The organism is Amycolatopsis balhimycina FH 1894, from assembly GCF_000384295.1.
Taxonomy (GTDB): Bacteria; Actinomycetota; Actinomycetes; order Mycobacteriales; family Pseudonocardiaceae; genus Amycolatopsis; species Amycolatopsis balhimycina.
In genome coordinates this window covers 9,471,399-9,490,446 of the sequence record NZ_KB913037.1, presented here as the reverse complement: position 1 = coordinate 9,490,446, position 19,048 = coordinate 9,471,399, and the positions used below count along the sequence as shown (strand labels likewise).

18 protein-coding genes are annotated in these 19,048 nt (G+C 67.7%); 8 read left to right on the top strand and 10 right to left on the bottom strand.

Annotated elements, in window-relative coordinates:
- Positions 1–9: 9 nt before the first annotated feature.
- Positions 10–354 carry a hypothetical protein gene (locus A3CE_RS0143765; RefSeq protein WP_020646456.1) on the bottom strand — a complete coding sequence of 115 codons (345 nt, stop codon included), beginning with the start codon at positions 352–354 and terminating at the stop codon, positions 10–12.
- A gap of 109 nt (positions 355–463) precedes the next feature.
- On the opposite strand from A3CE_RS0143765, the gene A3CE_RS0143760 reads away from it, so the two are divergent.
- On the top strand, positions 464–1,282 hold the full coding sequence (locus tag A3CE_RS0143760; protein WP_020646455.1) for an SAM-dependent methyltransferase: 819 nt from the start codon (positions 464–466) through the stop codon (positions 1,280–1,282).
- Positions 1,283–1,322: 40 nt separating this feature from the next.
- Here A3CE_RS0143760 and A3CE_RS0143755 read toward each other — a convergent pair whose 3' ends face one another.
- Positions 1,323–1,811 (bottom strand): hypothetical protein, encoded by a 489-nt coding sequence (locus tag A3CE_RS0143755; RefSeq protein ID WP_026469431.1) that lies wholly within the window; start codon positions 1,809–1,811, stop codon positions 1,323–1,325.
- A 269-nt stretch (positions 1,812–2,080) separates the two neighbouring features.
- On the opposite strand from A3CE_RS0143755, the gene A3CE_RS0143750 reads away from it, so the two are divergent.
- Positions 2,081–2,926 (top strand): class I SAM-dependent methyltransferase, encoded by an 846-nt coding sequence (locus A3CE_RS0143750; RefSeq protein ID WP_020646453.1) that lies wholly within the window; start codon positions 2,081–2,083, stop codon positions 2,924–2,926.
- A 162-nt stretch (positions 2,927–3,088) separates the two neighbouring features.
- Here the strand turns inward: A3CE_RS0143750 and A3CE_RS0143745 are convergent, their stop codons facing one another.
- Positions 3,089–3,604 carry a DUF4328 domain-containing protein gene (locus A3CE_RS0143745; RefSeq protein WP_169524058.1) on the bottom strand — a complete coding sequence of 172 codons (516 nt, stop codon included), beginning with the start codon at positions 3,602–3,604 and terminating at the stop codon, positions 3,089–3,091.
- Between the two features lie 590 nt (positions 3,605–4,194).
- Here A3CE_RS0143745 and A3CE_RS0143740 point away from each other — a divergent pair.
- Entirely contained in the window at positions 4,195–4,749 is a 555-nt protein-coding gene (locus tag A3CE_RS0143740; RefSeq protein ID WP_020646451.1) for an RNA polymerase sigma factor, read from the top strand.
- A 28-nt stretch (positions 4,750–4,777) separates the two neighbouring features.
- Positions 4,778–5,788, top strand: coding sequence for a hypothetical protein (locus tag A3CE_RS0143735; RefSeq protein ID WP_245589694.1), 1,011 nt, complete (start codon positions 4,778–4,780; stop codon positions 5,786–5,788).
- A gap of 150 nt (positions 5,789–5,938) precedes the next feature.
- Here A3CE_RS0143735 and A3CE_RS52645 read toward each other — a convergent pair whose 3' ends face one another.
- A complete protein-coding gene (locus tag A3CE_RS52645; protein WP_020646449.1) occupies positions 5,939–6,595 on the bottom strand; it encodes a sensor histidine kinase in 657 nt (218 codons plus the stop codon).
- Positions 6,596–6,598: 3 nt separating this feature from the next.
- On the opposite strand from A3CE_RS52645, the gene A3CE_RS57570 reads away from it, so the two are divergent.
- Positions 6,599–6,991, top strand: coding sequence for a S8/S53 family peptidase (locus tag A3CE_RS57570; protein WP_169523888.1), 393 nt, complete (start codon positions 6,599–6,601; stop codon positions 6,989–6,991).
- Between the two features lie 179 nt (positions 6,992–7,170).
- Here A3CE_RS57570 and A3CE_RS0143720 read toward each other — a convergent pair whose 3' ends face one another.
- Entirely contained in the window at positions 7,171–8,703 is a 1,533-nt protein-coding gene (locus tag A3CE_RS0143720; RefSeq protein ID WP_020646447.1) for a DUF8189 domain-containing protein, read from the bottom strand.
- 178 nt (positions 8,704–8,881) lie between these two features.
- Here A3CE_RS0143720 and A3CE_RS0143715 point away from each other — a divergent pair, with 178 nt between their 5' ends.
- Positions 8,882–9,751 (top strand): MarR family transcriptional regulator, encoded by an 870-nt coding sequence (locus tag A3CE_RS0143715; protein WP_020646446.1) that lies wholly within the window; start codon positions 8,882–8,884, stop codon positions 9,749–9,751.
- 467 nt (positions 9,752–10,218) lie between these two features.
- On the opposite strand, the gene A3CE_RS0143710 is transcribed toward A3CE_RS0143715, so the two are convergent.
- The 5 genes from A3CE_RS0143710 to A3CE_RS55670 form a co-directional block, all read right to left on the bottom strand.
- Entirely contained in the window at positions 10,219–11,454 is a 1,236-nt protein-coding gene (locus tag A3CE_RS0143710) for a low temperature requirement protein A (RefSeq protein WP_020646445.1), read from the bottom strand.
- Between the two features lie 160 nt (positions 11,455–11,614).
- Positions 11,615–12,163: a TetR/AcrR family transcriptional regulator gene (locus A3CE_RS0143705; RefSeq protein ID WP_020646444.1), complete on the bottom strand. Its 549-nt coding sequence runs from the start codon at positions 12,161–12,163 to the stop codon at positions 11,615–11,617.
- Positions 12,164–12,182: 19 nt separating this feature from the next.
- Positions 12,183–13,019, bottom strand: coding sequence for an alpha/beta fold hydrolase (locus tag A3CE_RS0143700; protein WP_020646443.1), 837 nt, complete (start codon positions 13,017–13,019; stop codon positions 12,183–12,185).
- A gap of 627 nt (positions 13,020–13,646) precedes the next feature.
- Positions 13,647–14,504 (bottom strand): nucleotidyltransferase domain-containing protein, encoded by an 858-nt coding sequence (locus A3CE_RS0143695; protein ID WP_245589693.1) that lies wholly within the window; start codon positions 14,502–14,504, stop codon positions 13,647–13,649.
- A gap of 45 nt (positions 14,505–14,549) precedes the next feature.
- Positions 14,550–16,067, bottom strand: a complete 1,518-nt coding sequence (locus A3CE_RS55670; RefSeq protein WP_084641975.1) for an AfsR/SARP family transcriptional regulator — start codon at positions 16,065–16,067, stop codon at positions 14,550–14,552.
- Positions 16,068–16,250: 183 nt separating this feature from the next.
- Here A3CE_RS55670 and A3CE_RS57020 point away from each other — a divergent pair, with 183 nt between their 5' ends.
- Positions 16,251–17,873 carry a hypothetical protein gene (locus A3CE_RS57020; RefSeq protein WP_125591359.1) on the top strand — a complete coding sequence of 541 codons (1,623 nt, stop codon included), beginning with the start codon at positions 16,251–16,253 and terminating at the stop codon, positions 17,871–17,873.
- Positions 17,874–17,976: 103 nt separating this feature from the next.
- Entirely contained in the window at positions 17,977–18,591 is a 615-nt protein-coding gene (locus tag A3CE_RS0143670) for a hypothetical protein (RefSeq protein ID WP_020646437.1), read from the top strand.
- Positions 18,592–19,048: the final 457 nt, after the last annotated feature.

The window sequence follows — 19,048 nt, the reverse complement described above, 5'->3', positions numbered from 1 at the left end:
GGCCGGCGGCTAGGAGAACCGGCCGTGCCTCAGCCGCGCCGTGCCGGGCTTCGCCGCCACTTCGTCGAGTTTCGCCGTGTTCACCACGACGATCCGCGGGCCTGTCACCCTGATCGCCCGCAGCAGCAGCGCCACCGGCCACACCACGAGGAGCAGCGCCAACTCGACCAGGGCGAGCGCCAGCAAGATCAGCGCGAGCGCGAAGAACGGGATGGCGATGACAGGCGAGACAGGGTCGTTGCCCAGCCCGCCCGGCATCACCTCCACCGCCCACATCGCCCTGCTCTTCCGCCGCCAAGCGCCGACCTGCCGGACGATCGTCCACTTGCCACCCGCAGGATCGGTGATCTTCACCCGGCCACGATCGCACCATGCCGCCCGCCGCTACTTCGGCCGACGGTCGCGCCCGGCACCGGCCGGTGGTGAATACTCTGCGGGGCACCCCGGCACTGAGGAGGACGGCGTGGAACCCGACTACGCGTCGCAAGGCATCGACCTGGACCGGCCCAACGCCGCCCGCACCTACGACTGGGCGCTCGGCGGCACCGCGAACTGGGCCATCGACCGGGAGTACGGCGTGCAGGCGCTCAAGGCGTACCCACTGCTGCGTGAGGCGACCCACGCGAACCGGGCGTTCCTCGGCCGCGCGGTGCGGCACTGCCTGGCCGAGGGCATCACGCAGTTCCTCGACCTCGGCTCCGGCGTCCCGACCATGCGCAACGTGCACGAGGTCGCCGACGAGGTCAACCCCGACAGCCGGTGTGTGTACGTCGACATCGAGCCGGTCGCCGTCGCGCACGCGCGGCTGCTGCTGGCGAAGAACGGCGACCCGGACCGGCACGCCGTGCTGCACGCGAACCTGTGCCACGCTGAGGAGGTCTGGGACGCCGCGTTCGACACCGGCGTGTTGGATCCCGGCAAGCCGATCGGCCTGCTGACCGTCGCGGTGCTGCACTTCCTCCCGGACTCGACCGGCGTGCGCGAGGCGATGCAGGCCTATCGCGAACTGCTGCCGTCCGGTTCCCGGTACGTGCTGTCGCACATCAGCCCGGCCGACGTCGACGAGATCGAGCAGGACCAGCTGAAGAACCTCGAAAAGGTCAGCAAGCAGAGCAGCACCCCGGGCGTGCTGCGCAACCGCGACGAACTGATGGCGTTCTTCGGCACCCTCGAGCTCCTCGACCCGGGGCTGGTCCCGGTCGAGCAGTGGCAACCCGACCCGACAGACGACCCGGACGTCGCTGTCCGGGCCGCGCTCGGCGGCGTCGCGCTGAAGCGGTAGCTGCCCCGGACGGCGCCTCCGCCCGAGCTTCTTCCCTGACTTATGCGTCGTCCCAGATCTTCATCGCCTCCGGCTCCGGTGCGAAGTGGTTCCGGATGTCCTTTGTGGCCAGTATCGGCAGCAAACTGAGCAGCACGAGTCCCTGCACGCCCTGGATGACGCGGTACCAGACCGGGAACTGGGAGATGACGATCAGATAGGCCAGCGCACCCGCGCCGACGATCGCCACGGCCAGCAGCCGGTAGTAAGTGCGTCGCAGGCCGAGTTTCAGCCGCGCGACAAAACGGACGTAAACGACCGACACGACCAGGATCGACAGCGGCCGGATCCAGAGCGTGCCCTCCAGCACACCACGCGTGGCCGCCTCCCGGCCCGGTACGACCTTCCCCGCCTCGACCATGTGCTGGACCTGGTAATCGAGTACGGAACTCTTGAACACGAAGGTCAGCACCGTGAGCAAAACGCTAATCCCCACGTTGACGTACAGCAGGACCACGATCGGCCTGAGCGTGCGCTCAACAGCAGCCATGGAACTCCCCCTCTCTCTCGTTCTCCGAGAGGATATCGATTATCGCAGCCGATTCCGGTGCCACGCTCGCGAACCGGGCGAAGCGGCGCTACATAGTCGCGTTATGCCCGTTTTATTCATGAAAGGTCGAGTCGGAGGGTCTCGGGGGTCCTGGTGGCGCCCAGGCGATCTGGCTATGGCCGTCAAGGGCGCTTCAGGCGCATCCTGTGAAGTGCGCGGAGTGGGCGAGCGTGGTCGGGTGCTGGGTTCTGGCCGGCGGGGAGGAATGCATGGAAAGCGCGCCGAGCAGGACGGCGATGTTCGCGGCCGTGTCGCGTGGATTGTTTCGCCTGGAGACGGCGTCGCCGTGGGTACTCGACGATGTGCTGGCCCTGGTGCTTGTCGGCCCGGTGTGGCAGCAGCTGCGAGACCGGTTCGATCCGCTGTTCCCCGGCCCGGTCCGTCGCGAATCCCGCGCGGCTGTCTGCACCCGCAGCCGGTACGCCGAGGACCGGCTGGCTGCCGGCGCCTTCACGCAGTACGTGATTCTCGGCGCGGGGCTTGACTCGTTCGCGTGGCGGCGGCCGGATCTGCTCGGCTCGCTGACGGTGTTCGAGGTTGATCACCCTGCCTCCCAGGCCTGGAAGCTCGAGCGGGTCAAGGAGCTCGGCCTGCCGCTCAGCGACTCGCAGGTATTCGTGCCGGCTGATTTCGAGGCCGGACCGGTTCAGGACGCTCTGGGCCCGGCCGGGTTCGACTGGGCGCAGCCGGCGATGTTCTGCTGGACGGGCGTCGCCCCCTATCTGACGGCACCGGCGATCGAGTCGACGTTGCGCACGATCGCGGCGGCTGCTCCCGGGTCTGAGGTGGTGTTCTCCTACCGGACCGAGGACGCTGCGCTCGACGACGCGGGGACGGAATTCGCCCGTATCTACACACCGATCGCTGCTTCTGTCGGCGAGCCTCTTCAGCCTGGCTGGCCGGTATCCGAGATCGAGAGGCTGATCAGCCGGTGCGGGCTGAAGGTCGTGGACCATCCCGCACGTGCAGACCTCCAGCAGCGGTACTTCGCCGGCCGTACCGATGTCCTGCGGCCCTATACCTTCGAGACCCTGGTGGCCGCACGGGTCACCTGAGCGAGCGCAGGCCACGTCCGGCACCTTCACCCCTCTGCGAGGGCCGATTCCGCGGATCCGGCACCCATGCCAGGTACTCCGCGAGGCCTGGGCACTGGCCCGACAGCAGCGCGTGCCTGCGCCACATCCCGGTGAGCGAACCAGACACCCGGCCCCCAATCCTCAGCCGGGGTTCGTCTGCCAGGCGGTGATCCGGGCGCTGATCATGATGACCAGCACAGCGGCGGCGACCTGGGCCACGGCCGCCACGGTGTCGACGTCGCGCACGACCACCGCGTCCTCGGTGAGGCGGCCGCTGATCGTGGACAGCACCTCGTTCGTGAGGAACGCGGCCCACCACCAGGAGACCAGCTCGGCGCCCGGCGTCGGGGACAGCCGCCCCGCACCACGCGGCCGCTCGGGGTTGCTGGCGTTCCAGACGTCCCGGACGACCATCTGCGGGAACCAGAAGCTCACGATCGGCACGATCCAGCCGAGCACCGCCCACATCGGCGAGTGCCGGTGCCGGGCGGGTTCGATCGCCTCGGCATTGGTGCGGGCGAGCCACAGCCACCGCATGACGACGATCCCGGTGACGGCCTGGATCCCGAGGTAGATCCAGTCCACGGCCAACCAGACGGAATCGGGAAAGGCACCCCACTCCCCCGCGACGTCGGCGACGCCGACCGCGGTGGTCACGATGATCAGGATCGCGGACGCGCTTTGCCATCCGGCGAGCGGCCGAACCCGCGGCATCGGTCTTTGCGGAACGGGCACGGAGAAGTGTGGCTGCATAGGTCCCCCAGTCCAATGTGTGAATCGTGAGAAAAGCAAGCGCGGCGAGGCGTGTCAAGCGACTTCACCTGTGCCGCACGCCCGCGGCTCCGCGGCGCCCCAAGTCGTGACCGCGTGGGCGTTGTCGGTGGGGAGCCCGGCTGGGTGGTGCCTTCGAACGGCGCCTGATCGGCCGCCGCGGGGTTCACGGGGTACGAGCGCCGCGGACGCAGGTGGACGTGGGTCCGCGCCACCGCCGTGCATGGCGGACTTGCTGGGCGCGGCCAGGTCCACATCCTGCGTGCCTAGGGCCTCTATTGAGGGCTGACCTGCGATGATGTAGCCCTGGTCCGGACCCGAAGTGCACGAGACGCAAGGTGACGAAGGCAAGGGACTTCGACATCGCACACGTCGCCTGACCAGCGATGTTCGTCATGGGGTGACATAACCTGAACGCTTTGGGCGCGCGTTGGCAAAGACGGGGTGTCAGGGCGAAGCGAAACCCAAGGAGCTTCATGTCGTCAGACGCGGAACTGATCGGTAGGTCGCTGCGCGGAGACACCGATGCCTTCGTGGAAGTGATCGGCCGGCACGAGACCGCGCTCGGTAACTATCTGGCGCGCAGAGTGGGGCGGCAGGCCGCCGAGGACCTGCTCGGCGATGTGTGGGTGGCGGCTTACGAGTCCCGTGCGAACTATGACCGTTCGTATCCCGAAGCCAGGCCCTGGTTGTACGGCGTCGCGCTGAACAGGCTGCGCCGGCACTGGCGGTCCGCACCGGCCGAGGAGCCGGCGTCGGACCTGACCGGCGTGGCTAGTGACTGGGATCCCTGGCCGGCGGTGGATGCCCGCGTGGACACGCAGGCGCTGCTGGGCAGGGCACTGGCCCGGCTCAAACCGGAAGAGCGGGAAGTGCTGGGCCTGGTCGCCTGGGAGGACCTGACCGTCGCCGAGGCCGGGCGGGTGCTCGACATCCCGGCCGGCACGGCCCGCCGCCTGTTGCACCAGGCGCGTAAGGCATTGCGTGAAGCCCCCGAAGTGGTCGCGCTGCTGCAAGTCCCGACAACCTGAAAGACAACCCATGGATGAAATGGATCTCATGAAGAATCTGCGTGACGTGCCGTCCCCCAGTCCCGAGGCCTATGACCGTGCCCGCACGGCACTGCAGACGGCGATGGCGGAACCCGTGGCCACGGTCGTGCGACCGAAGCGCTGGTTCTCCTGGCCCAAGGTCGGCGTCGCCGCCGTGGGCGCGGCAGCCGTCGCGGCGGCTGTGGTGATGGGTACGTCCGGCGGCAGCGTCCCGGCCGGCCCGTCCGACGCGGCGCCGCGGGCGGTCGAGGCACCGCTGGTGAAGCTGGCCTCCGCGGTCCAGGCGGGCGGCACGCAGCCAGGAGACGCGTCGCTGATCATCAACACGAAGTTCGGGCTGGACAACAAACCGGACCTCTACTACACCCTCTACACCGACCAGGGCCGGCAGTTCACGGGCGACTCGGCGAAGACCCTGGTGGACGCAGTCGCCAAGGGTGACGCCCAGCCTGCTACGCCGTACGACGGGAAGGTGATGGCGGCGGCCCGTCTCGCCGCGAACGGCGACGTCGACAAGGCCAGGATCGCGATGATCACCGCGGCCGGCAATGCCCTGGGCATCGGCCTGAGCCCGGCCGAGGCCGAAAAGGCCTGGGCGGCCGCCCAAGCGGAGACCGCGGAGATGTTCCGCAAGATCGGCAAGCCGGTTCCGGCCCCCAAACCGCGTCCGACGGGCAAGGACCTGGACAACCTGATCAACAACCACCTGTGGAGCAGCGCCCAACACGCGCTGTTCGCCAACGCCGCCAACGCGGAGGTCCGCGCGGGCGTGCTGAAGCTGTACGCGACCATCCCGGACATGATCGTCGGCAAGACCAACGTCGACGGCCAGGCCGCGCTGACCCTCACCGCGCCCCCCGCCATCCTGGGCGGCAGCACGGACGTCCTCATCATCAACGCCGACAACGGCCTGCCGATCCGGGAGGAGATCACCTCGGCGGAATCGTCCAAGCGCTACGTGGTGAACTACAAGGCCTTCCGCGTGACCCTCGCCGACGTGGCCGCGGGCAAGATCTGATCCTCGTACCGAACTGTCCTGGGAGGGCCGAGATCATCTCGGCCCTCCCAGGACAGTTCTGTCTGTGCCCCGATCCGCGGTTCCGCAGGCGCGAGCGTGCCGCGGTGAACCCAGTTCGCACTTTGTCGACCTTCACCGGGCCCGATACCGTCACCGCTTGTCTGGTGGCGTCATGGGGTGGGTCGGAATCCGCACGTGCAGCGTCAGACCGCCTCCTTCTCGCGGATCGGCCCGCACGGTGCCGAGGTGGGCGCGCACCACGGCCCGGACGATGGACAACCCCAGTCCGGAACCGCGGGGCCGGCGGGTGCGGTCGTAGCGCAGCCTGCGGAACGGTTCGAACAGTGATTCCACCTCGGTCGCCTCGACGACAGGTCCGGAGTTGGTCACGGAAATCGCCGCCGTGCCGTCCGGTTCCAATCCACTGTGGATGGTGACCCGGCCGCGGTGGCGAACGTTGTAGCGGATCGCGTTGTCCACCAGGTTGTGCACCACCCGGCCCAACAAGACCGGGTCCGCGTACAGCGGGGCCGGGGACAGCGCGGTGCGGAGTTCGATCCCCGCGTCACGCGCCTTGTCCCCGTACGCGTGTACCGCCGCGGCTGCCAGTTCGGCGAGGTCGACCCTGGTGTCCCTGTCGAGGGTGGTCTCGCTGTACGCGAGCGCGAGCAGCCCGTCGAGCAGCCGTTCCTGCCCGGCGATGACCGTGAGCAGCTTGCCGCCCAACCGGTGGACATCCTCGGAGCTGGTCGAGGCGGCGACCGCGACCTCGACCAGGGCCTTGGCCGTGGTGAGCGGGGTGCGCAACTCGTGCGAGGCGTTGGCGATGAACCGGTGCTGGCCGTCGAGCTGGGCGTGGGCGGGACGAGCCTGGCCGCCCCGCTGTTCGCCGCGGTGCAGGCGCTCGTCCAGCAGGCGCGCGGCGGCAAGCCGCTCGGCTTTGCCAACCCGGTGCTCTACCAGCGCGCGGGCGGTCCGGCCATCCGCGACGTCGACAAGTACACGTTGCCGGACCACACGGCACCGGTCGCGGTCAGGATGCGCGGTTTCACCAACGACGCCCCGGTGCTGTACAGCATGTTCGGCCAGATGTCCGTGACGCCGCCGAGCCCCCTGACGCCGTCGACCGGGCCGGGATTCGACACCGTCACCGGTGTCGGGGTACCGACCGGCGCCTATCCGCTGTCGTTCGCCGGCACCTGATCAGCGGGTTGCACCGCGATCGGTCGCCCCTCCCCGTTTCCTGGACCGGGGCGACCGATCAACTACCGCGCAAGACCGGGCATCGTGCGTAGGGCGGCGAAATGGGTCACGAGAAGTGCCCCGGAAGCGCCGGGCGCCGGCGGTGAGCCGGCTGCCCAGCGCGTGCGAAGTGCGGGGTGTCAGTAGGGGAACCCGCTGATTCCGATCGCGGATCCCTGGAACGTGGCGCCGCCTTCATACCCGGCGAGGGGCCGGAAGCCCTGCCAGGTGCCGGAGGTGTACCGGATGTCGTGGTAAACCGTCCCGTTCGGCGCCTCGGCCAGTACCTGGGCGGAGCCGTCGGCGATGGCGGCGATGGAGACCTCCTTGGCGACGAAGCCCGGGGCAGACCAGCCCTGCCAGGTGCCGTCCGCGCGGCGGATGTTGTGCCAGACCTTGCCGTCGGTGCCAACCGCGACGAACTGCGCGGAGCCGCCCGCCGGCATACCGGCCACACCCACCGAGCCGGCGGCTAAGCCCACCGGGGACCAGCCTTGCCAGGTGCCGTTCGAGCGGCGGATGTTGTGGTAGGTCATACCGTCGTTGCCGACCGCGATGAACTGCGCGGAGCCGTCGGGCATGCCCGCCACGGCGGCGGAGCCGGCCTGGAACGTGGCGGCCGAACCGAAGCCCGCGAGCGCCCGGAAGCCCTGCCAGCTGCCGGAGGGCGTGTAGCGGACGTTGTGGTACAGCGTGCCGTCCGGCGCCTCGGCCAGGACCTGGGAACTCCCGTCGGGCATCGCGGCGATGGAGACCCGCTTGGCCGTGAAGTTCAGCGGGGACCAGCCGGTCCAGGTGCCGTCGGTGCGGCGGATCGTGTGGTACACCTTCCCGTCGTTGCCCACGGCCACGACCTGGGCGGATCCTCCGGGCATCCCGGCCACGGCCACGGACGGCGCCGAGAACGTGGCGGCCCCGGCGTAGCCGGGCAGCGGCTGGAAACCGCTCCAGGTGCCGTTCGGATTGCGGATCTCGTGGTAGATGTGGCCGTCGTTGCCGACCGCGGTCAGCTGCGCCGAGGTGTTGGCCACGGGGGCGGTGTCCAAGTTCTTGGAGCGCAGCAGCTCGAAGCTGCTCTTGGCGTAGCCGTCGATGACGGGGTCGGAGAGGTCGGCGCTGTGTTCGCCGGTTCTGACGCTCGGGTTGTCCTCGGCGATGTAGGTGAAGGAGGTGTGGGCGCTGTTGGTCCACCCGGCGAAAAGGTTGATGTGCTCGCCGGCGACCGCCAGGGCATCGCCGGGCTGCAGCTGCGACCAGCTGCTGAGCTTGGTGCTGTAGGTGGCGGAGTCGATACCGGGGGCCGGGGTGGTGACCACCGGGCTGGCGGGCAGCTGCCAGGCCATGTCGACCAGGCCGCCGCAGTCCGTGCGGTAGGGGCCACCGACCTCGGCGTCGGAGAACGACTGGCTCTGGTTGTAGGTGACCTGGTGGGCGACCCAGTCGCGGGCCCGGGCGACCATCTGCTCACCGGTGAGCGGATTCCCGACCCCGGTTCCGAGCAGGCCGGTCGAGACAGGGGTCAGGCTGCCGCTGTTGTAGTACGTGCCGGAATCGGCCGAGGCCGGCCCGGCCGTCACGATCCCCGCGGCCAAGGCGATGGTCGCCAGGGCCGTGGTCCGGGCACCGGCCCGGGAATGCCGGCTGTTGCTGTGCTTCTTCGTCTGACAGGTCATGCCGATGGTGCTCCGTTCGCGTAGGCCCGCGTGAACACGCGGAGACAGCAGCGGGCCTCGAGAAGCTGTTGCCCGGTGCTGCTTCGTCATCGTTTCCGTTGCGCCCCGGACACCGGTAGCTTTTGTCACGCGCGCACAAAAGCGCTGCTGGGGGCGTCAAGAGCACCGGGGGGACACCTTGATCCGCATTCACCTGGGGTCCGAAGGGCTGGGCAACGTCGGGATCTGCGCGCATCCCGACTTCGGCGCCGAACTGACGGCGGCCGGGTTCGCCCATGCCCACGGTGGGCTGCGCCAAGACCCGCTGGCGCAGCTCTACTCGCGCAGCACTTCACCGGATCTCGCCGAGGGCGTCACCCCCGGATACCTGTCACATCTGTTCGCCCGCCGGTTGCCCACACCATTCACCAAAGCCCTCGCCGAGGGCGACGATCAGGCCCACCGCGTCCTGGACAAGGCCGTTGACCACCTGCGCAGCACCACCGTCGAGCCCGGCTCCCCGGGCATCGGCTCCGCGGTCGCGGCCCGCGCGGCCGGGTGGTCGCACCTCTACGCCACCAGCGGCGCAGCGGCGCTGCTCCACCAGCTCGGACACGGCATCAGGCTCCGTCGCGGCGTCCTGGAGGTGCCCACGACCTTCGACGCCGACCTCGAGCTCGGCGAGCGTCCGCTACGGATCCAGCCCGTAGCCCTGAGCCGGCGGGTGACCCTGGGCGAGCCCACCGGTGATCACCTCACCGTCCGGGTCCCCGCCGGCCCGCCGCCGCGGACCGAGCCGGGCCAGCGGGGCGCGCTGAGGTCCCTGCTGGGCGCCGGCCGAGCGGAAACGCTCGAGGCGATCGTCAGGTCCGGCGGGGTCACCGGACGGCAACTGGCCGCGACGCTCGGCGTGTCGGACGCCGCAGCCAGCCGGCATGCCGCGGCACTACGGCGTGCCGGTCTGATTCGGAGCCTGCGCATGGGGCAAGCCGTCAAGCACGTCGCAACTTCGCTGGGCTATCGCTTGACACAGCCGGAAGGTACGCGCCGGATGGCGTCCTGGTCCTGAACTGACGCACACATCGAAAACGCTGGTCAGGGCCTCTGAGATGACTGCAGGCCCGACCGAACGACGGCGGAGGCCCCCGGCGGGGGGAGGTACCGGGGGTTCCGCAGCCGCACCCCCACACCACAGGAACGCTCGGCGAAGCTGCACGATCAGCTGCTCGTCGTCGGCGTACGACGACTCGGTGCCTTGAGGTAGCCACACCTCGGCAACCGCTCGATCGCCGTCGCGATACGTGAGCGCCACACCCTCGTACGTCAGAGCCTCCGGGCCGAGCCGGATGACCCGATCCCTGCGCGCCAGCGCCGCCCAACGACCGTTCACCCAGGTTAAGTCGCCAAACCGAGCGGTCTGTTACGCGCCGACGAGGAGGTAGCTCAGGTGGCGATGCGGACGGGCCGGGTAGTCCGTGAGCGGGATCGCCGCTTACCCGGCACGCGGCGGGCGCCGATCATGTCCGGCGGCCGGTCCTAGCCTCGGATCGGTGCCAATCGCCGTTCGAACCAGAGGTGGGCGACCACCACCAGTGCCATGCAGACCACCAATGTCCGACCGCTGACGTTGGTGGCGAGCAGGCCGAGCAGGAGCGGAACCGCGACGCCGGTGATGATTCGCGAGACCGTCCTCTGCAGATCGGAACTGCGGCTGGCCACACCGGTGACCACGCCGAGGGCGAAGTAGGCCGCGAGCGCGCCGCACAGCAGCCATCGTCCTGGACCGGGCAGCGGATCGGAGCCGTGCTCGACCACCGACGAGAGCGACACGGCCACCGTGGCGATGACGCCGGTGATCAGGCAGTGCAGGCCAAGGGCGGCGCGCGCGGGGATGCGGCCGCCTCGGAGGTGCGGCAAGCCTGCGTACCCGAAGACGACGGACAAACCGAACATGCCTGCCAGCAACACGAAAGATGCGACTCCGGTGGCCAGCAGGCCGAGGTCGTAGTGTGCTTCGGCTGCGGCGCCGATGACCTGCACCACCGATTCGCCGAGCACGATGATCACGAAGAGCCCGAGCCGCTCGGAGAAGTGCGCCGGGTCGACGGACACCCCGTGGATCACCGGCACGGCCCCGTTGTGGTGAACATCGGGCCGCGGCCGGCGTCGAGTGGTGGCTCGCGCGGTGAACCTCGACTGGAGCTGCTCGAGGATCTTGGCGCCGGACACGACCAGGACCAGCAGCAGGTCGATGCCGATCCCCGCCGCCCAGAGCACGAGCTTCCACTGCCCGTCGACCCAGATCGACGCGGCCCAGGGCAGCAGACCTGTCGAGACTTGCGCCACCGGGAAGTCCAGCAGCACTTCGCCTTTGCGCCACGACTGGGACCCGTAAACGCGCGTGGCGATGTAGGCGATGGCGAAGACGGTCAGCGGGCGCGTGTCCCCCTCGTGCCCGAGCACCGAGTGCGCCACGCCGGGCACGGACGCGATCATCATCCCGAGGCCGAACATCCCGATCATCAGCCGTACGACCCGGGTCTTCCCGGCCGCGACGTTGCCGTACAGCATGAAAGTCGTCCACGAAAGCCAGAAGGCCAGGAACAGCAGTGCGTAGAGGCCGAGCGCCGCGAGGTCCAGTTCGGATCCGAGCACGTGCGCCAGAGCTGCCACGCCTGCCACGACCACCAGGTCGAAGAAGAGTTCGGCCCAACTGGCGTGCCGTTCGATCCTGGTGTCCTCGGGTTCGTCGACGATGTTCGGGTCGCTCACGGACCTCGCAGCTCCTGTCGGGAAGGGTTGTGGAACAGAGTGATCGCCGATCGACCCGGTGGTCCCGCGATCGGGGCGTCGAGAAGGGAGTGGAGGTGGTTGCCCGGAGGGCGTCACCGCTGGGGCAGGCTGTCAACGGCACGTCACCGACGTCGGCGGATCACCGAGGTTCGTCCAAGGACCGCAGGCCGTGGTCGATGAAGTCAACCATCCAGGCGAAGCTGTCCTCGACGTCGGCGTCGATCCGGAAGCCGTTGGCGACCTCCAGTGTCGCGAACCCGTGGAGCATGGTGCGCACCATCCGCAGAACGTGGATCTTCTGGCCCGGATCGATCCCGTACCCGCGCACCATCGCCGCCCAGGAGGCGAGCACCCGGTCGAGCGCCGCGATGAGCGGGTCATCGGGCCCGGTCGGGCGGGCTGCGTTGCCCGCCGCGTACCGACCGGGGTGCTTCCTCACATACATCCGCATCGCCTGCGCACCGGCGGTGAAGGCGTCACCGCCTGCCCGGCCCTGGGTCGCGTCGCGGATGGCGTCGGCGAGCTCGTTCGCGGCCTGGACGGCGATGCGGTGAACGAGATCGGCCTGGCTGGCGACGTGCTTGTAGAGCGAGGGGGTCCTGACTCCGAGCCGCTCGGCGACCAGGCCGATGCTGAGCTGGGCGAACCCGACCTCGTCGGCCACTGCGGCACCGGCCTCGGTGACCATTGCCGGAGTGAGCCCGGCCCTAGGCACGATCCAGCGTCCTCTCCAGGAACGGCAGGGTGAGTGCGACGACCTGATCGGGCATCTGGACGTGCGGGTAGTGCCCGGCGCCCGTGATGACCGCCAGTTCGCCAAGGTCCCGCGGCAGGTCGGCGATGATCTTCTCGCCCTCGACGCGGGGATCTGCCCAGTCGGGGTCGGCGCTGCCCTCGATGATCAGGACCGGGCACTTGACGTTGGCCAGCTGCTCACCGGCATCGGCCGGGCTGGTCTTGCACATGGCCTGCAGGACCTCCATCCGGCCGGGCTCGCTCAACTTCGCCTCGATACGGGCCAATTCATTGCCCCAATCGGCGGGCTTGGCCGGCAGCGCCACGTCCAGGTACTTCGTCCAGTTCTTCAGCTTTCCGCGCATGATGACCAGCGCCATCTGGGTGTAACCGGCCCGGAAGCGCTTGACCCGCACCAGTCCGCCGAGGTCGAACGGCTGCGCGCGGGTGAACGGCGCCAGTTCGACGATGCCGGCGATCACGTCCGGCGCGGTGGCGGCCGCGATCGTCGCAGCACCTCCGCTGATCGACTGGCCGATGATCACGGCAGGCCCGCCGAGGTGGCGGACGAGGGCGACCAGGTCGCCGGCGATGTCGGTGCGGCTGTAGCCATCCCAGCCAAGGCTCGAATCACCGCAACCGCGGATGTCAACGTTGGCGACCCGGTAGCCCTTCGCGGCCAGGGCCGGGGCGAGGAACCGGTAGGAGTGGCGGCTGTCGCCGATGCCGTGCGCCAGCACGACGAGGGGCCCCTGCCCGGCCACGTCGTAGGCGATGGTGTTGCCGGCGATGGTCAGGTGCTCGGTCATGGCGCTCTCCATCAGGTTGGCTAACGTGAATAGCCTTAAGCTAGTGTCGTTAGCCAGCGATGTCAAAGGCGCTGCTCACGGCAGGGCCGACGATCGCTCTTGGGATCACTACCAGAGTCGGCCAAACCACGCCGACCCGACGGCCGCAACGCCTTCCCGTCGAACGCCACCCTGACACGGGGAGGCTCTGACCCCGAACCGTCCCTGAGCCATCCCGCGCGAACTCGTGCGCGAGGCGACGTTCACGAGGGCAGCCTGGGGTCGGGGCGCGACATAGGTGCACCGGTGTCGCGGACGCCGTCCGGGATGCACTCGCCCGGGAGCGGTTCCCGGCGCCAGCCGTGGAGAAACCAGTCGACGCCGAAGCTGCGGGAACGTACCACCATGACCAGCAGCAACCCAAGGTAGCTGAGGAAGCCCAGACGGCGCCGGCGTCGACACGCTCACCTTCAAGTCCCCTGCGCAGGAGTCGCTGGTGTTCGACAGCTCTCAGGGTCAGTCCGCAGACCTCGAACCGAGCGGCCTCGGCGCCGGCGTCTGTTCGTAAGGGCGAACACGGCGGCCGATGGCAATGACAGCGTGCGCAGGATGCTTGCGGCGAACCCAGAGTACGGACCGCGAGCCGGATCAACCGGCGCCGACCGCCGCCAGCTCGCGCAGGGTCGCGCCGATCCGGTCGGCCAGGTCGGGGTCGGCGAGCACTGCCTCCGCCAGCAGCGCTTCAGCGGTGGCGGCGAAGGCGCGGTGGAGCTCGGCTGAGTCCAGCGACCGGACGAGCGTTCCGGAAAACGAGGCCGTGACCTCGGCAGGCAGGTCGTCCGTACCCCGAGCCTGCACCGCGGGCAGCTCGTACCGCAGGCACGCGAGGGCGAAAGCCTGCTCACGCATGCCGTTGATCATGTAGCCGGCTTGCCACACCCGGCCCCGGGCGATGCTCGACCGCGCGTGCAGGGCGTAGAGCCAGCCCATGCCGATCAACCACTCCGCCGCGGGCGGCCGCACCTGCTCCTGTTCCTCCGCAGCCCCGAACAGCAGCCGGAACTTCGGCCCGGTCGCGCCGAACTCGGCCTCCGGCCAGAACGAGAGGTCGACCTGCAAGGTGTTCCGCAGCAGGAATACCCGAAACAGCGCGTCACCCAGCGGCATGTCCAGGTGCGTGACCACGTCGTGGCCGGTCATCCGGTCAGTCCAGTCGGCGACTACCTGCTGGTAGTCCGCGTCCCGGGCCACCGACAACGCCAGATCGATGTCGGACCATTCGTCCTGACGTCCGAGCGCCGCCGATCCGGTCAAGGCCGCGGCCACGATCCGCGTGTCCTGCCGTGCCGCCGAGATGAGGCTGTCACGCAACTGTTCTCGCTGCTCCGGAGTGAACACGATGATCGACACTACCAGGGGCAGCCCCGCTTCTCCGATGCTCGACGTCGACGAAAGCCGCAACGGCAGGACTCTTCCCCCGGCGCCGGTCGAGCGGGGCGCGAACATCGGCTTCGACTCCTGAGACGGCCCTCGACAAGCCCGCTCTGTGATCTACTTCTGCAGCACAGTGACGCGGAGCAGAACTATTGCGGACCGATCGGAAGGCATTTTGGTGATGGTCAGCATTGCCCACCGGTCCTCATGAGTCCGCAGACACACCCTTGATCCTGGCCTGAGAAGTTCGAGCGGTGCGTTGCCGCCGCCGTGGGTTGCCAAGCTCCGGCAGGTTGTGATCGGGTCGTCGTTGTTGACCTGCTGGATCACGTTGAATTCGTTGGTGTTGCCGAGGTCGACGCCGCTGAGCTGGTCTCGGGGTGCTTTGGCGCTGGTCCGATAGAGGTCAAGGTAGCTGTAGTCGGGCGATCTCGGGTTATTGGTCGAGTGCCAGTCCGTGGGCCGGCCGGGCGGTATGTCGAGGTCGTAGCCCATGCCCGGCCGCACGGCCAGGTCGAACTCATTGAAGATCGCCGATGCTGGGGGCTGGGAAGGCGATGGTGTGCCGGGAGTGTGGCCGGTGTCGGACCAGTTCCGCAGAACCACGATGCAGGCCATCGCAACGAAGACCAATGTCAGCGCTGCGGCGGTCACAGCACGGTGACCGATACGCCGCCTTGATTTCGTATCGTTTGCCGGCTTGTACGGCTTCTCCGCCGGTGTCCGGGCCTGATCCTGCCGTGCTTGGTGGAGCGCGGGGGCTTGGCGCAGCACCTGCTGATGCAACTCCTGCAGAGAGACATGGGGATCGACACCGAGTTCGTCGCTCAGTCGTTCACGGGTCGCCTTGTACGCGGCGAGCGACTCGCTCTGCCGCCCACATCGGTACAGGGCGAGCATCAGATGACCAACGAGGGATTCGCGGACGGGGTGCCGGCGGACCAGTTCGGCCAGCTCGTCGACGACTTCTTCGTGGCGGCCGAGTTCGAGGTCGGACTGGACGCGAAGCTCGATCGCGTCCAGACGCAGCTGCTCCAGCCGGATCGCCTCCTGGGCGGCCGTGGCGAACTCGTGGAGCCCGACGAAGGCAGCCCCGCGCCACATTGCGAGTCCGGACCGCAGCAGTTCTCTTGCGTTCTCCGATCTGCTTTCCCGCAGCGCTTGACGTCCCTGCTCAAGCAATTGTTCGAAAACGGCGCTGTCGACGTCGCCCGGTTGGATGTCAAGCTGGTAGCCGCCGGGAACGGTGCGCAGGATCTGGCATTCCCACCCTGAACGGCGGTCCGGTTCGAGCATGTCCCGCAGCTGCCGGATGTAGGTCTGCACCGTGTTGTTCGGTGTAGCCGGTGGCTGGTCGCGCCACAGCTCGTTGACGAGCGCGGTGGTGGTGACCGGCTTTCCCCGATTGATCAACAGATACGCCAGCACCGCTCGCGGCTTGGTGCCGTTGATCGCAATCGGCTGACGCTCACGAGAGATGGTCAGTTGGCCAAGTACCCGGAAACCCGGTCTTTCACCCACCATGAACTCTCCCGCGCCGCCGGCTCGTGGTTCGAGTGCTTCGACCGGGCCCGCACAAGACACGTTCGCCCGGTCATCGCGCAGCGTACCGAGGACGACCGGCACATGCAGCATGTTTCAGACTTCCTTGTCCGGGATTCAGATCAATTCCAGCTCGTCAGGCCACGATGATCGGCACAGTCCCGTCGAATTGCAGAACAACGTTCAGGGAGAAACCTCGTGACAAGTAGACGACGAACGTGGGTTCGGCCGGGCGCGTGCGTTCCGTCCCGGCTCGCGGTGGCATGGGCCGCCGCCGTGCTGACGGTGAGCTTGGTGCCGGCAGCCGCCAGTGCGGCCGCGCCGGCGCCGGCAGCGCACAGTGACACGAGCGCCTCTTCGGTGTTGCGTCCGGACGGTGACATCGCACGCGCTTGGCTCGGTGGCACACCGGGCTCGGCCGCGGCTGCCCTCGATGATGACGTCACCCAACCGGCACCGGTACCCGCCGGTGACTACATCTACGCCCGCGATCCCGGTCGCAGCAGCGAGGTGAGCTTGTCGAGCACCGACCTCAAAGGTGGCTTCGCCCAGGTCACCTCGTGGTACTTCGCGAACACCGGGCCAGGGACCACGTTGCGGGTGGAGGTCGTCCAAGCAACTACCGTGCTCGCCACATCGACAGTCCCGCCGGGCTCGGGCTTCCAATGGCGGTCCTTGACCGGACCGCCGCTCTCGGGCCTGAACCAGGCCGCGGTCGAGGACCTGCGGCTGCGCTTCACGTCGGTCAACGGTGGAGATACCAACGTCCGTGTTGCGTACGCGGTCATCACCCATGAGGCATGCGCACCCGCTTTCGGTGGTTTCGGGCCCGGGGCCTGGCCGCCCGCGTGTTGGCGACCGTACGGCTCGACGAGTCCCCTGAACCGTAAGCTGCCGGCCAACCCACGCCCGGTCCATGACAGCGAGACCTCGTCAGCCGCTATCGTCGCTCGAGTATTGGGTGACATCTCCCGAGACAACCATCCGGGAAACCTTTCCGCCGGGCCCGCCGGAACCGGTGGTGAACCCACTTATTACCCGCGGATCACCGACCGGCCGGTCACACTGCACTGCGTGTGGCAGCCGTGCGCCATCGAGGGGCACCAGATCCGGATACCGGCGACGGCGGCACCCGAAGGTGGATGGGCGGCACCTGTGGCGGCGGATCGCCACTTGACCGTCGTGGACCAGGCGACTGGATGGGAGTACGACCTGTGGCAGGTTCAGGGTTCCACGGTACCGCCGGCCGGAGGGACGTTGACCTTCACCTACGGGGGCCGCACCCGGGTCACCGGCGACTGCGATGGCCTGGCCGCCGACGGCCGCAACTGCGAGCCGACCACGCCGGGGAACGGCACCGCGGCGCACCTGGGCGGACTGGCTGGACGCGTCCGGGTCGAAGAGCTCCAGGCAGGCCGGATCGAGCACGCACTGACCATCGTCGTCGACTGCGATAGCGGCACAGCCGTGTATCCGGCCAAACGCAGCGGCCGGAGCTGCGCCACGATCGGCAAACCGACGGTTGACGCACCGCCGATGGGTGCCCTGTTCCAGCTGGATCTGACGCCGACGCAGATCGATGCCCTGCCGGTTCTCCCATGGCACAAGGTGTTCCTGCGAGCCATGGCCGAGTACGGTATGTATCTGGGCGACACCGGAGCCGGCGGACTGTTCTCGATCGAGGCCGAGGCCGGCAATCAGTACACGTCGCTCGGCCAGTCGGATCCTTGGCTCGCGTACGGGCAGACCAACTGGGAGCTGTGGAGCCACGACGGCACCTACGACTACGTCGGCAAGTTCTTCAACCCCCATGACCCCGACCCGGACCAGTGGTGGCTGGCCCACGTGTGGAGCCATCTCCGGGTCCTCGACCCTTGCGTGGCACAAGCTACGTGCTGAGCACGAACACGGCTTGCCAAGCGAGGAATCAGTCCGCAGTTCACGGCGAGATATCTGTAGCGATACCGTTGACGGACAGGCCAACGGCGATGAGGAGACAAGTATGAATTTTGTCGATTCCGTCGAGAATGCGGGTGATTCGGACGACGCGATGGTGCGGGATATCGTCCTTGTGGAATACAAGGCATTGCGCGATGAGATAGCGAAGAAGATGGACCATCGCGTCACTTTTCGAATATCAGCGCTGACTCTTACCCTCGCGGCGACCGCCGTGGGAGTTGAACGCAAAAGTGGGGTACTGCTCCTGCTCGCGCCGATAGTCAGTATCATGTTCAGCAATATCGCCACCTACATCAGTTCGCAGATTGACCGCATCGTCGGCTATCTGCGGGAAGTGGTGGAACCGAAACTGAACCATCTGGCACCCGACTCCGCCTGTTGGCATACGTTCGAGGGCAGCAGGTCCTCGCGTTTCAAACAGACATTCATGCCGTACCACATCCCGATGCTCGTTCTTGTGGTTGTACCGACCTTCGTTGCCATCGGACTCGGATGGACCTACGCAAACTCTGTGCCGATATCGATAATCATCACGGTTGCGGATGTCGCGCTTTTTGCCTTGTTCATGTGGAACTACTTCAGACTGGAGGCGCCACGACTCGGCCATGCCCTGAATATCGGGCTGCGGGACCGGCGTCCGGGCAGGGGCACTCCGTGACGGCTCGTTCATGGAAGTTCCGGAGGGATGCTCATGTATGCGACTGTCTCTTTTTTCATCTCGGTCACAGCGTTAGCCGTATCCGTGTTCGCCACGTTCAGGCAACTCCGGAGCACGCGATCCGCAAGTGAGCTGAAGATGGTTCTCGAGGTGGCAATGCACAATATCAGGGATAAAGAGTTCCAGAATGATCAAAGGTATGTACTGACCCAACTTGCACTGGATCACGGACCGGATCAGGGGATCGACAGCCTGCCGGAGCCCGCTCGCTCTTCGGTGCGCAATGTTGCATTCACTTACGATTATATCAGGATGATCTCCACTCTCAAATTAGTGGCCCCCCGTATTGTCATAGCAGTCTTTCATTTTCGAACTCGACGCGCGTGGGAAGCATTAGAACCCTACATACGAAGAGAAAGGGTTCTTCGTCATGCGCCGGTTTGTCCATTCTTTGAGA